Annotated in this window: 15 protein-coding genes; 8 read left to right on the plus strand and 7 right to left on the minus strand. The window is 72.6% G+C overall.

Features of this window, described 5'->3' with window-relative positions; genetic code table 11:
- Window positions 1-60: 60 nt before the first annotated feature.
- Genes FB388_RS35940 through fbaA form a run of 3 tightly spaced genes read right to left on the minus strand, consistent with a single transcriptional unit; the run spans window position 61 to window position 2,598 of the window.
- Complete coding sequence (locus tag FB388_RS35940) at window positions 61-1,152, minus strand: FUSC family protein (RefSeq protein WP_142107120.1); 1,092 nt, start codon at window positions 1,150-1,152, stop codon at window positions 61-63.
- A 4-nt stretch (window positions 1,153-1,156) separates the two neighbouring features.
- Window positions 1,157-1,570: a DUF3151 domain-containing protein gene (locus FB388_RS35945; RefSeq protein WP_142107121.1), complete on the minus strand. Its 414-nt coding sequence runs from the start codon at window positions 1,568-1,570 to the stop codon at window positions 1,157-1,159.
- Window positions 1,567-2,598 carry a class II fructose-bisphosphate aldolase gene (gene fbaA, locus FB388_RS35950; RefSeq protein WP_142107122.1) on the minus strand — a complete coding sequence of 344 codons (1,032 nt, stop codon included), beginning with the start codon at window positions 2,596-2,598 and terminating at the stop codon, window positions 1,567-1,569. Before fbaA ends, FB388_RS35945 begins: the two co-directional genes overlap by 4 nt.
- A gap of 92 nt (window positions 2,599-2,690) precedes the next feature.
- On the opposite strand from fbaA, the gene FB388_RS35955 reads away from it, so the two are divergent.
- From FB388_RS35955 to FB388_RS35970, 4 genes are all read left to right on the plus strand, one after another.
- On the plus strand, window positions 2,691-3,269 hold the full coding sequence (locus FB388_RS35955; RefSeq protein ID WP_142107123.1) for a SigE family RNA polymerase sigma factor: 579 nt from the start codon (window positions 2,691-2,693) through the stop codon (window positions 3,267-3,269).
- Between the two features lie 72 nt (window positions 3,270-3,341).
- Entirely contained in the window at window positions 3,342-3,569 is a 228-nt protein-coding gene (locus FB388_RS35960) for a hypothetical protein (RefSeq protein ID WP_142107124.1), read from the plus strand.
- Window positions 3,570-3,586: 17 nt separating this feature from the next.
- Entirely contained in the window at window positions 3,587-4,228 is a 642-nt protein-coding gene (locus FB388_RS35965; RefSeq protein WP_246122705.1) for a DedA family protein, read from the plus strand.
- A 52-nt stretch (window positions 4,229-4,280) separates the two neighbouring features.
- A complete protein-coding gene (locus FB388_RS35970; protein WP_246122707.1) occupies window positions 4,281-4,970 on the plus strand; it encodes a DedA family protein in 690 nt (229 codons plus the stop codon).
- A gap of 33 nt (window positions 4,971-5,003) precedes the next feature.
- On the opposite strand, the gene FB388_RS35975 is transcribed toward FB388_RS35970, so the two are convergent.
- The 3 genes from FB388_RS35975 to FB388_RS35985 all read right to left on the minus strand — a co-directional run bounded on the left by FB388_RS35975 (window position 5,004) and on the right by FB388_RS35985 (window position 7,266).
- On the minus strand, window positions 5,004-6,068 hold the full coding sequence (locus FB388_RS35975) for a glycoside hydrolase family 76 protein (protein ID WP_142107126.1): 1,065 nt from the start codon (window positions 6,066-6,068) through the stop codon (window positions 5,004-5,006).
- A gap of 74 nt (window positions 6,069-6,142) precedes the next feature.
- Complete coding sequence (locus tag FB388_RS35980) at window positions 6,143-6,574, minus strand: NUDIX domain-containing protein (RefSeq protein WP_142107127.1); 432 nt, start codon at window positions 6,572-6,574, stop codon at window positions 6,143-6,145.
- On the minus strand, window positions 6,574-7,266 hold the full coding sequence (locus tag FB388_RS35985; protein WP_142107128.1) for an HAD family hydrolase: 693 nt from the start codon (window positions 7,264-7,266) through the stop codon (window positions 6,574-6,576). Before FB388_RS35985 ends, FB388_RS35980 begins: the two co-directional genes overlap by 1 nt.
- A gap of 70 nt (window positions 7,267-7,336) precedes the next feature.
- Between FB388_RS35985 and FB388_RS35990 the strand changes: the two genes are divergently transcribed.
- Complete coding sequence (locus FB388_RS35990; protein ID WP_170225992.1) at window positions 7,337-7,744, plus strand: DUF4262 domain-containing protein; 408 nt, start codon at window positions 7,337-7,339, stop codon at window positions 7,742-7,744.
- 94 nt (window positions 7,745-7,838) lie between these two features.
- On the opposite strand, the gene FB388_RS35995 is transcribed toward FB388_RS35990, so the two are convergent.
- The gene (locus tag FB388_RS35995) at window positions 7,839-8,498 is read right to left on the minus strand and encodes a TrmH family RNA methyltransferase (protein ID WP_142107739.1); all 660 of its coding nucleotides are present in this window, start codon (window positions 8,496-8,498) and stop codon (window positions 7,839-7,841) included.
- 472 nt (window positions 8,499-8,970) lie between these two features.
- Here FB388_RS35995 and FB388_RS36000 point away from each other — a divergent pair, with 472 nt between their 5' ends.
- The 3 genes from FB388_RS36000 to FB388_RS36010 all read left to right on the plus strand — a co-directional run bounded on the left by FB388_RS36000 (window position 8,971) and on the right by FB388_RS36010 (window position 12,514).
- The gene (locus tag FB388_RS36000; RefSeq protein WP_142107130.1) at window positions 8,971-10,296 is read left to right on the plus strand and encodes a ferredoxin reductase family protein; all 1,326 of its coding nucleotides are present in this window, start codon (window positions 8,971-8,973) and stop codon (window positions 10,294-10,296) included.
- A gap of 84 nt (window positions 10,297-10,380) precedes the next feature.
- Window positions 10,381-11,415 (plus strand): DUF4142 domain-containing protein, encoded by a 1,035-nt coding sequence (locus FB388_RS36005; protein ID WP_170225993.1) that lies wholly within the window; start codon window positions 10,381-10,383, stop codon window positions 11,413-11,415.
- Window positions 11,416-11,563: 148 nt separating this feature from the next.
- Window positions 11,564-12,514, plus strand: coding sequence for a Pecanex-like protein 1 (locus tag FB388_RS36010; RefSeq protein WP_142107132.1), 951 nt, complete (start codon window positions 11,564-11,566; stop codon window positions 12,512-12,514).
- The last annotated feature ends 69 nt before the right edge of the window (window positions 12,515-12,583 follow it).

The following is a 12,583-nucleotide window of genomic DNA, read 5'->3' on the forward strand; positions in this document are numbered from 1 at the left end:
TCAGGGTGGAATGGTTCCCGATCGTGCAGGTCCAGCGGTAGGACCACCCGGACGGCGGCGTCAGTCGTCCCCGTTGCGCATCGCGGCGAGCGCCTCCGCCCGGGACATCCCCGTGGCCTGCAGCAGGTCCAGCGCGATCGAGCGCACCTGCGCCACGATCACCACCTCCGACGGGCCGGGGTCGAACCTGCTCGTGAGCGCCCTGGCGTGGTGCACGACGTCGACCGCCGGTTCCCGGGCCAGCTCCCGGTCCCCGTCACGGCCCAGCTGCCCGGTCAGCGTCCGGACGGCGGCGGCCAGCTCGTTCAGGACGTCGGCCAGCTCGGGTGCGGCCGGCTCGTCGTCGCACACCGCGGTGTAGGTGCGGCGCACGAGCACGCGGGCGTTCCGCATGGCGTAGTCGGCCCGCTCGGCCAGCTCCGCGAACCGGGCGAGCACCCGGCGGCGACGGCGCAGCAGCGGCGAGACCCGGGTGACCTCGTGGCCGCCCCGCAGCGCGCCGCGCAGCTCGTCGATCAGCGGCTGGCTGGCCCGGGCCCGCGCGAGCGCCGCGGACGCGGCCTCCGCGTCGCGCTTCCGCAACGCCTCCGCGGTCTCGGCGAGCACCGCGGCCAGCTCGTCGAGCAGCACACGCGCCTCGCGGCGGACCGGGCCGACCGGGTCCGACGGCAACACCCCGGCCACCAGTAGCCCGACGGCGCCACCGATCAGGGCGTCGATGCAGCGGTCGAACCCGCTGACGTCGCCCGGCGGGAGGAGCGTGGCCACCAGCACCGCGGACGACCCGGCCTGGGCGACGAGCAGCGCGGCCCCGTCCACGAATACCGCTGTGGCCATCGCGAGCGCGACGACGAGCACGATCTGCCACGCGCCGCTGCCGATCTGCGAGATCAGCAGGTCCCCGACGAGCACGCCGAGGCTCACACCGACGACCAGCTCCGCAGCCCGGCGCAGCCGGCTGCCGAGCGAGACGCCGAGCGCGATCACGGCGGCGATCGGCGCGAAGAACGGCCGGGCGTGCCCCACCACGCTGTTCGCGACGAACCACGCGATGCCGGCGGCGACGGCGCACTGCGCGATCGGCAGCGCCGACACCTGGAGCCTGCGACCGCCGGCGGCGAGCCGCGCGCGTAGCCGGGTGGCCGCTGGCATCGCCTCAGGCGAGGCCGAGCGCGGCGGCCGCCTCGGGGTCGGAGTCGGATAGGAAGACGCGGCAACGCTCCGCCTCGTCCGCCTCCCCGATCGCCGCGGCGGCCTTGTGGAGGGCGGCGAGTGCCCGCAGGAAGCCCCGGTTGGGCTCGTGCGACCACGGCACCGGGCCGAACCCCTTCCAGCCCGAACGGCGCAGCTGGTCGAGCCCGCGGTGGTAGCCGGTGCGCGCGTACGCGTATCCCGCGATCGTCTCCCCGCCGTCGAGCGCGCCCTCGGCGAGCACCGCCCAGGCGAGGCTCGACGTCGGGTGCGCCGCGGCCACGTCGGCCGCGGCGGTGCCCCGGTCGAGCTCCGCGGCGGCCGGGTCGACGGGCAGCAGCGTCGGCTCCGGTCCCAACAGGTTCCCTTGCAGGCTCATCGGAGAGTGGTGCCCGTCGACTTGAGGTTCTCGCAGGCGAGGCGCACCCGCTCTGCCATGGCGGCCTCGGCGGCCTTCATGTACGAGCGCGGGTCGTAGACCTTCTTGTTGCCCACCTCGCCGTCGACCTTCAGCACGCCGTCGTAGTTGGTGAACATGTGCGCGGCGATGGGGCGGGTGAAGGCGTACTGGGTGTCGGTGTCGATGTTCATCTTGACGACGCCGTAGCCCACGGCCTCGTGGATCTCCTCGAGCAGCGAACCCGACCCGCCGTGGAAGACCAGGTCGAACGGCTTCGAGCCCTCCGGCAGCCCCAGCTTGGCGGTGGCGACCTCCTGGCCCTGCTTCAGGATCTCCGGGCGGAGCTTGACGTTGCCCGGCTTGTAGACGCCGTGCACGTTGCCGAAGGTGGCCGCGAGCAGGTACCGGCCCTTCTCACCGCCGCCGAGGGCCTCGACCGTGTCCTCGTAGTCACCGGGCGCGGTGTAGAGCTTCTCGTTGATGTCGTTGGCGACGCCGTCCTCCTCACCGCCGACGACCCCGATCTCGACCTCGAGGATGATCTTCGCCTTGACCGCGCTGTCGAGCAGCTCGGCGGCGATCCGCAGGTTCTCGTGCAGCTCGGTGGCCGAGCCGTCCCACATGTGCGACTGGAACAGCGGGTTCTCGCCCCGGTCGACCCGCTCCTGGCTGATGGCGATCAGCGGGCGGACGTAACTGTCGAGCTTGTCCTTCGGGCAGTGGTCGGTGTGCAGCGCGATGTTGACCGGGTACTTCTTCGCGACCACGTGGGCGAACTCGGCCAGCGCCACGGCACCCGTGACCATGTCCTTGACCTTGCCGCCGGAGGCGAACTCCGCCCCGCCGGTGGAGAACTGCACGATGCCGTCGCTCTCCGCCTCGGCGAAGCCCCGCAGCGCGGCGTTCAGCGTCTCCGAGCTCGTGACGTTGATGGCCGGGTAGGCGAACTCACCGCTCTTGGCCTTGTCCAGCATCTCGTTGTAGATCTCGGGGGTGGCGATCGGCACGGCTGACCCTCCTCGACTCGCTGCTTTCGGCAGCAGTATCCCGCACGGCCCGCTCGTCGTCCCCGTCGGCGGCGCCCACTAGTCTTGGTGAGGTGCTGCGGGATGGCGGGGGAAATGCCGTCGAGGCCACGCTGTCGCGACTGCGACGCCTCGACGCGCGGCCCGAGCACGCCCACGCACCGGGCGCCCCCCTCACGATCTCCGACCTCTACCGCGACCACCGCATGCGGATGGTCCGCCTCGCCATCCTGCTCGTCGACGACCCGAGCACGGCGGAGGACGTCGTGCAGGAGGCGTTCGCCGGGTTGCACCGGCACTGGTCGGGACTGCGCGACGAGGCCGCGGCCGTCGGCTACCTGCGCACCGCGGTCGTCAACGGCTCGCGCTCGGTGCTGCGGCGCAGGCGCACCGCGCGCGACTACGTGCCCCCGCACCAGGTCAACGCCCGCTCGGCCGAGTCGCTCGCGCTGCTCTCCGCCGAGCACCAGGCCGTGGTCGACGCGCTCTCCACGCTGCCGCCCCGGCAGCGGGAGGTCCTGGTGCTGCGCTACTACGGCGGCCTGTCCGAGGCCGAGATCGCCGAGGCCACCGGGATCAGCCGCGGCACGGTCAAGTCCACGGCCAGCCGGGCCCTCGACGCCGTCGCGCGGGTGATGGGTTCGCGCGCTTAGAACCAGGCCTCAGGCCCGCCGCCCATCGACCCAGATCCACCACACGTGCCCTTTTACGGCACCATGGGTTGCGTGACCGCGACCGACGAGTCCGAGCGGCGGCTCGCCGAAGCGCTGCAGGCCAGAGCGAGGGGCACGGGCGGCAGGGGCACCACGCGCCCCGGGCGCCCGGTGTCCCTGCGTTCCGGCACGAGCACCGGCACGGCCCTGCTGCTCGCCCTGCTCGGGGGCACAGCACTCGGCGCGGCGCTCGCACTGCTGTCCCTGCTCGCCCCGGGCGTGCTGCTCCCGCTGGGGTGACCGGTACCGTCGTCGGCGTGACCCTCGCACTCGGCCCGGAGTGGCTGCAGCCCGACACGATCATCTCGTGGCTCGGGCCGTGGGCGCTCGTGGGCCTCGCTCTGATCATCTTCGCGGAGTGCGGCCTGCTGCTCGGCTTCTTCCTGCCCGGTGACTCGCTGCTGTTCACCGCGGGGCTCTTCGTCGCGCAGGGCGCGATCGACGCACCGCTGTGGCTGGTGTGCACGATCCTGGTGGCCGCCGCCGTCATCGGCAACGCCACCGGTTACTGGGTGGGGTACAAGGCGGGGCCGGCGATCTTCGACAAGCCGCAGTCCCGCTTGTTCAAGCCCGAGCACGTCGTGAAGACACAGGGCTTCTTCGACAAGTACGGCAACCGCGCCATCGTGCTCGCGCGGTTCGTGCCGATCGTGCGCACCTTCATCACGGTCATGGCCGGTGTCGGCCGGATGGACGCGCGCCGCTACTTCACCTACTCCGTGATCGGCGGCGTCGTGTGGGCCGCGGGCGTCACCGTCCTCGGCTTCTGGCTGGGCCAGTTCGCGTTCGTGCGCGCGAACATCGAGCTGATGCTGATCCTCATCGTCGCGCTCTCGGTGCTGCCGATCTTCGTCGAACTGCTGCGCGCGCGGCGCAAGCCGGGCAGGCAGGCGGCGTAACGCCCGGCCGAGCGCCGACGACCGTCGGGGAAGCCGCCTAGTCTGGAGTCCCGTGACCGACGTGCTGCCGCAGCTCGCCCTCGCCGGCCCGCTCGACCAGGCGGGCCCGATCACGGTGTGGGCCGTCGTCCTCGTCTTCGTCTTCCTCGAGTGCGCGTTCATCGTCGGGATGTTCCTGCCCGGCGACTCCCTCCTGCTGGCGGCCGGAGTCGTGCTCGCCAACGGCGCCCACGAGACCAGCGCGTGGACGCTCGGGTTCGTGGCGGCGGCCGTGGCCGTGGCGGGCAACCAGGTGGGCTACCTCGTCGGCCGCTACGCGGGCACCCGCATGCTCGCCCGGCGGGAGGGCCGCATCCTCAACCGCACCAACCTCGACCGGGCCGCCGCGTTCTTCGACCGCTGGGGCTTCTGGGCCATCGTGGTGGCCCGCTGGCTGCCGTGGGTGCGCACCCTCGCCCCGATGGTCGCCGGCGCTGCCCGCATGGACAACCGCCGCTACATCCTGGCCAACGCCGTCGGCGCGCTCCTGTGGGTGCCCACGCTGATCATGCTCGGCTACTACGGCGCAGGCCTCCTCGAGAGCGTCCCGTGGCTCAAGGAGGCGGCCACGATCCTCGCCGTCGGGTTCTTCGTCGTCGGCAGCGGCTACGGCCTCTACCGGTACCTGCAGGACGTGCGCAAGCCCGTGGACGAGACCGCACCGCACCCGGAGGACCGCCCCGACCTGCGCGACGCCGCCTGAGGCACGCACTCCCACCGCGACCCGCAGCCGGCCTCAGGCCTCCTGCAGGCGGGCGGCGGCCTCCAGGAGCATCCAGCCGGACAGCTGCACCGACAGGTCGGCCTCCGGCAGCCCGGCCCGCGGCTCGGGGGCCGGGTCGCGCCACTCGGCCGAGAAGACCGGGCCGCCGCCGATCTCGGCCCGCCCCTTCCAGACCGCCTCCGCGTTGGCGAACACCAGCTCGCGCGCGGCGACGGCCAGCTCGGGGACGCGCAGGGCGGCGTCGGCGAGGTAGCGGGCCGTGATGCCGGCGAAGAGGCCACCGTCGCCCCCGCCCGCCCCGGGCAGCACGCCGCCGGGCCCGGCGAGCCGCTGCCGCACGGCGTCGACGACGGCGAGCGCCCGGTCGGTCCAGCGCTGGTGGCCGTCGCGGGCGGCGAGCTCCACGCACGCCCCGAGGTAGACGCCCTGGTTGTAGGTGTAGATGTGCGGCTCGACGGCGCGCACGGTGCCGTCGGCCGCGATCCGCACACCGTCGCGGACCAGCCCGGACGCGGGGTCCAGGAGCGTCTCGGCCATCCAGTCGGTGATGGCAGCGGCGAACGCGCACTGCCCGTCGCGCGCCAGCAGGATGGCCGCCGGGCCGTTGGCAGGGGCCGCCTTGAAGTCGTCGTCGCGGCGCCACCAGATCCCGCCGCCGCCGCTCTCGCTCCACCCGTCGTGCAGCCGGTGCATGATCCTGGGCAGCGCGGACGGGCCGGACCGCCCGACCAGGGTGCCCGCTCGCTGCAGGGCGAGGCCGAGCCACGCGATGTCGTCGTAGTAGCGGTTGAGCCAGGACCACCCGTTGCGCAGCCGCACGCTGCGGGCGAGCGCCGCGATGGCCGTGGCCCGCGACCGGCTCGGGGCCCGCAGCTGCGCGTCGAGCAGGCAGTCGAGCAGGTGGGCCTGCCACCAGTAGTGCCACGGCACGAGCGAGGCAGGCGGGCGGCGGGGCCAGCGGACCCGCCCGATCCGGGTGCCCGGAAGCACGCCACCGACGCGGCGCACGTGCCGGCGGACGACAGCGCGCTCGGCGATGCCCGCCCGCGCCCTCCAGTCGACGCCCCCGGGAGCCATCCGGCCAGTCTGCCCGATGTCCGGGACCGGGGAGCTCCCGTCGCCGACGCCGAGATCCCGCTGTCCGACGGCGTTCAGCCGTTGCTCCGAACCCACCTCGCGAACGCCTCGATCGTCGCCGGGAGCTGCGAGTGCAGGGGAGAGGGCAGCGCGTCGAGCGGGAACCAGCCCAGCTCGTCGAACTTGTGCGGCTCCCCGATCGCCGCGGCCTCCGGGTCCACGCGCACGGCGTTGAGGACGGCCACCCAGTGCGAGCCGGCCCGCAGGACGTTGCGGACGTCGATCGTCTCGACGTCGAGCGCATCGGCCGTGTACTCCTCGCGCACCTCCCGGCGGACGGCGTCGGCGAACGACTCGCCGTGTTCGAGGGCTCCGGCGCCGGTGTCCCAGGTGCCGGGCTCGTCGCGGGCGCCCGCACCCCGCCGGGCCAGCAGCACCCGCCCGTGGCCGTCGTGACACACGAACACGACCGACACAGCCGGGTCCACGCGCGGGTCGACGGCCATCAGAAGTGCTCCGTCAGCGCGCGGAAGTGCTCCAGGTGCAGCACGCCCTCGTCGGTGGGATCGAGCTCGTCGTGCTCCAGCACCCACGTGTGCTGGTTGGGGATGAAGACGGCGTTCAGGCCGGCTGCGCGCGCCGGCAGGATGTCCGATCGCGGCGAGTTGCCGATCATCCACGTGGCGTCCGGCACGAGGCCCTGCTCCGCGACGAGCGAGCGGTAGGCGCCCGCGTGCTTCTCGGCCACGATGTGCACGCTCGCGAAGTGGTGGGCGAGACCGGAGGCGTCGATCTTGCGCTGCTGCTCGGCCGGGTCGCCCTTCGTGAGCATCATGAGGTCGTGGCGGCCGCCGAGCTCGGTGAGCGTCTCCGCGACGCCGGGCACGAGCTCCACCTCGTGCGACACGAGCGCCGCAGCGAGCTCCTCGATCTCCCGCGCCTCCGCCGGGCCGGCCGGACGCTCGCTCAGCCGCTCGAAGCAGTCGTGCAGGCTGCGCAGGAAGCTCGCGGTGCCGTACCCGTGCACGACGACGTTCGCCCGCTCGACCTCGTCCAGCACGGCCCGGGTGGCGGCTCGGTCGAGGGTGGGGTGGGCGAGCCAGTCGAGGTAGGCGTCGATCACCCGCTCGAACAGGACGTTGTTCTCCCAGAGGGTGTCGTCGGCGTCGAAGACGAGCGTCTGTCGGTCGGTCGGCACGACCGGAGACTACAAACCCGCGAGCATGACCCTCATCGTTTTTGTCAGGGATCGAATGTATGTTCGAGACATGGAGCACACCGCATCCACCCACCAGGCCGACCAGTACGGCGCCTGGCAGCGCGACACGATCCGTCGCCACGGCTGGGCACTGCAGCCCATGCCCGGCGACGAGGACGGCCCGTCGTACGTCTACACGATCGGTCTGTCCGGCTTCGGCCACCCCGAGCTCATCCTCTTCGCCACCCCTCCCGCCGTTGCCGCACGAGTGCTCAACGACCTGGGCGAGCTGGTCCGCCTGGGCCGCGGACTCGCACCGGGCGAGCGGGTCCGCCTGCACAACGGCGACGTCCACCTGCTCACGTTCCCCGAGTCGGCCGACTGGCTCTTCGTGGCCAACGACCTGTACCGCGCGCCAGGGGCGCCGCCGGTTCCGGCGCTGCTCGTGGTGCCGGCCGACGAGCTGACACCGGTCTGACCGGCCCCCGCCCGGGAGGCCGGCGCGCCGATCGCGGTCCTCACAGCCGCCGCGGCCGCTGCGCAGACCACGGCGAGCGCGCGGCGGCCGCCGTTCACCAGGCGGCGTCGAGGTCGGCGTGCTGCCGGACCCAGGCGTGCATGGCGATGCCCGCCGCCACCCCCGCGTTGATCGACCGGGTGGAGCCGAACTGCGCGATCGAGACGGTCAGCGCGGCGGCGGCCCGGGCTTCGCCCGTGACGCCCGGGCCCTCCTGACCGAAGAGCAGCACGCATTCCCGTGGCAGTCGCGCGGTCTCGATCCGCTCGGCTCCCGGGGTGTTGTCCACAGCCACCACGGCGAGGTTGTGGGTGTTCGCGAAATCCGCGAGGGCTTCCACGTCCTCGTGATGATGAACCCGCAGGTAGCGGTCGGTCACCATCGCGCCACGCCGGTTCCACCGCCTGCGTCCGACGATGTGGACACCCGCGGCGGCGAACGCATTGGCCGTGCGCACCACCGTGCCGATGTTGTGGTCGTGGCCGAAGTTCTCGATGGCGACGTGGAAGGGGTGTGCACGACGCACCAGGTCCGCGGCCACCGCGTCGCGGCGCCAGTACCGGTACGCGTCCACGACGTTGCGCGCGTCGCCGTGCTCGAGCAGCTCGGGGTCGTACCGGGGGTCCTGGGGCCACGATGCCGGGCCACCCGGCCACGGCCCCACCCCGACCTGCCCCGGCGCGGCCCACTCGCTCGGCCCGGCCAGCTCCTCCACGTCGCTCACGCGACGATCGTGCCCCGGCCCCGCGCGCACCGCGCCTCCGAGGTGCACCTGAGGGGGTGGCGGCCGCCGCTGTGCGGACCCTGCTCGACCCGAGTGCCGTGACCCGAGCGTGATCTCCGCGGGTGCGTCATGCTCCCGGCCTGGGAATGAGCCGAACGGTCGCGGCGGCGTGTCGTCTCAAAGCGATCACGGCTCGCCCGGTCGGCGAACCGCCCGGCGCGTCATCGGGCCCGCTCGCGCGCGGTGACGGCCCCCTGCGGTTCGGCGCCGTCGACGAGCGGCCCGATGCCTCCGCATTGCAAGGAGGAGCGGTCACTCCCTGAAGGCGTTACGTCGCGTTCGGTCCAATCGTTAGGGCATCCGGGGCAATCCGGCGCCGCTCGTCGCGCCCGAAGCCGCTTCCGGCCCACTGCACTCTCAGCTTCGCAACCACAACGCAACCACCCTCTTACGGTCACCGGCCATGGACCAGCGGCTACTGCGTGCAACGTGGTTGGGCGGGCTCGGGGTGATCATAAGCGCCCCCTCGCTCGCCTACCTCGCGCTGTCGTCGTCCGGTGGGTTCTGGCACCGGCTCTCGGTTCTCACCGGTCTGCTCGCGCTCTCGGCACTCGTCTGCGCGGCCGTGCTGCCGTCCCGACTGCGCTCGCTGAACCGCGCGTTCGGCATCGAGTCGGTGATCGACGTGCACCGCTTCTTCGGCGTGACCACCGCGGCGCTGGTGTTCGCCCACCTCGCCTGCGTGGTGGCCGCCAGCCCGTCCAACATCACCCTGCTCGACCTCACCACCGCTCCGGGTCGGGCGAAGGCGGCCACCATCTCGACGCTCGCGCTCGTCGCGCTGGCCGGGCTGACCGTGCTGCGGAACCAGGCCCGGTTGTCGTACGAGCTGTGGAAGTGGTCGCACGTCACGCTCGCAGCCACCGCGCTCGTCGCCGCGGCCCTGCACGTCTGGCTGCTCGACCAGCTCATGCGCGATGCCGTGATCGGCCCGATGCTCACGCTGATCGCACTGGCGCTGGGGATCGTGTTCGGGCACCGCTGGGTGTGGCGCCCGATGTTCGACCCGTCCACCGAGTTCGTCGTCCGCGACATCCGGCGCGAGAACCACACGGTGAGCACGCTGGTCCTCGTCCCGTGCAGCCGTGACGGCCGGCCGGCGACGTCCTGGGCGTTCGCCCCCGGCCAGTTCGCCTGGATCCGCCTGGACCGCTCCGTGATGGCCCAGGAGCACCCGTTCACGATCGCGTCGAGCGCCCACTCGGACGCCACCGAGTTCACGATCCGCCACACCGGTGACTTCACCCGCGCGCTGCGCCGCCTCCCCATCGGCGCCACCGTGTGGGTGGACGGTCCGCACGGCGCCTTCACCAACGACGTCGAGACGTCAGCATGCTTCGTCATGATCGCCGGCGGTGTCGGCATCACCCCGATGATGAGCATGCTGCGCACCGCCGCCCACAGGCGCGATCCGCGGACCTACCGCCTCATCGTCGTCGCGAGCAAGCCGGAGGACCTGTTGTTCCGGGCCGAGCTCGCCGAGCTGAGGGGCGTACTCGACCTCGAGGTCACCGAGGTGCTGCGTCGGCCGGTGGAGGGCTGGTCGGGACCCACCGGCGACGTCAGCGCAGAGCTGCTCTCGATGGTGGTCGGCCGCGCCCACCACCCCACTGAAGTGGACTACTTCATCTGCGGCCCACCCGCCCTCGTCAGCGATGCCGTCAGCGCCCTCGACATCCTCGGCGCTCCTGCGGACCACGTGCACACCGAACAGTTCGACATGGCTTGAGCGAGCGCTCCCCCAGCTCCCCCCTCGCTCCCCAAGAGGAAGGCCCCCATGCTCCGCCGGATCCCCCGAATACTCCGTGCTGCCGTGATCGTCACGGTTCTGCTCGCCGTCTCCGCCTCGGTGTACCAGTCCTGGGCAACCGGGGCGCCCGGCACGAGTGGCTGGACCCAGACCCAGTGGGGCCCACTCGGGCCCGCCGACCGCGACCTGCTCATCAAGGTCCGGTTGGCCGGGCTCTGGGAAGGCCCGACCGGGCAGCAGGCCGAGCAGATGGCCACCAGCGCCGAGGTGCGTGAGGTCGGTCGCAAGCTCGCCGAGGAACACGCCCAGCTCGACGAGGAGGTGCGCAAGGTCGCCGACCAGCTCGGTGTTCCGCTGCCGAGCGGGCCGAACGCCCAGCAGATGGGCTGGATGTCCGAGATCACGTCGAAGACCGGCTCGGAGTACGACCGCACGTTCGTCCAGATCGTGCGCGAGGCGCACGGGATGATCCTCCCGGTCATCTCCGAGGTGCGCAGCGGCACGCAGAACGACCTCATCCGGCAGTTCGCCGAGACGGGCAACGAGTTCGTCACCCGCCACCACCAGTACCTGGAGAGCACCGGGCTGGTCGACTACTCCGCACTGCCCCACCACGGCCCCGGCCTGCTCGGCGGGGGCACGGACACGAGCGACCTGCTCGTGCCGTTCCTCGTGTTCATCGCCGCGCTGCTCGCCGCCATCGCCCTGGTCTGGGGCCTGCGCAGCCGGTCGACGCCCAGCCGCCGCCAGCGCGTCACCGTCCCCGAGCCCTCGATCTCGCGTCCCGCCGCGCGTCTCCCCGAACTCACCGCGGTGGCCGCGATCCCGGCACCGCGGAGCATGAGCATCGACGACACCGGCCCGATCTCCGTGATCAGCGACGTCCCCGTGGCCACGCTCACGGACAGCGGCGCCTACCGCCTGTCCCCGGACTCCGGCGCACACGCCACCTTCACGAAGACCCGCAACGCCACCGCGGTCAGCGACAGCGGCTCCCACCGCGCCGTCAGCGACTCGGACTCGCACCGATCCGTCTCCACGTCCGGTTCCCACCGGATGCCGCGCTCCCGTCGAGCACGGCACTCAACGCGGCGCTAGCTCCCCGCTCTTCGCGCCGCAGCACCGGCGGCTCGTCCGCCGGTGTGCCTGTCCCCGATCCCCGAACGGAGGACCCATGTCCCCGAGCAGTACTGCTCGATATTTCTCGACACGGCGAAAGATCGGTCTTTGCGCCGCCGCTCTCGTTGTGACCCTGCTACCCACCGCGTGCAGCTCCGCCTACGCGGCCGACGAGGCTCCCGAAGTCGTGGAGGTCGGCGGCGTGGCTGCAGCTGAGCCGCTGGCCGACGAGGACGACGCCGCCGCGGACGACCCCGCCGCGGAGGAAGGCGCCGCTGAGGAAGGCGCCGAGCCGGCCGACCCCGTTGCCGAGGCACCCCCGCCCGAGGAAGGTGAGGTGGCCCAGCTGCGCGGCCGAGACCGCGGCCGGGACAACGACGGCCGGGGCGGCCGGGGCGATGGCCGGGGCGGCCGAGACATCGGCGACGGTCGCGGGCAGGAGGGCGGCCAGGCCGGCGGTCGACCCGGCAAGCCGGACGGCGGCGTGGAGCCGCCTCCGCCCCCCAACGAAGGCGGCAACGAGGGCAACAACGGGCTCGACGTCCTCGGCACGGACTGCACCAACAGCCAGCTGGAACCGCACACCGGGTTCGAGGTTGCACCGGCCTGCGTCTCGACCTCCTTCGGTGAGGTCGCGGCGGAGGAGAACAGCCCCTCGCTGCTCATCACGGAGGCCCCGCAGACCGTGGCCGTCGGCGAGGACTTCACCATCGCGGTGAGCACCCGCAACCTCGTCCGCGACCGCTTCCTCGGCGCTGCCGCGGGTGGCTACTACCTGGAGAGCTCGTTCCTGAACGGTGACGGCCTCCAGCGCGGCCACTTCCACACGGCGTGCCGGGTGCTCGAGAGCGTTGCCGAGGCGCCCGACGCGGAACCGGCTCCGGAGTTCTTCGTCGCCACGCAGGACAACGGCGGCGGTGCGGCCCCGGACACGGTGGAGATCACCGTGCCCGGCATAGACACCGCGGGCACCGTCCAGTGCGCGTCGTGGGCCGGCGACGGTTCCCACCGGACCCCGATGATGCAGCGGGCGAACCAGACTCCGGCATTCGACGCAGTCCGCATCACGGTTCAGTAGAAGAAGAACGCATCGGAGCGCGGCGGCCGTGCTTCCACGCCGGCCGCCGCGCCCCGTATCCCGAACTGA

This window comes from Pseudonocardia cypriaca, assembly GCF_006717045.1.
Classification (GTDB): domain Bacteria; phylum Actinomycetota; class Actinomycetes; order Mycobacteriales; family Pseudonocardiaceae; genus Pseudonocardia; species Pseudonocardia cypriaca.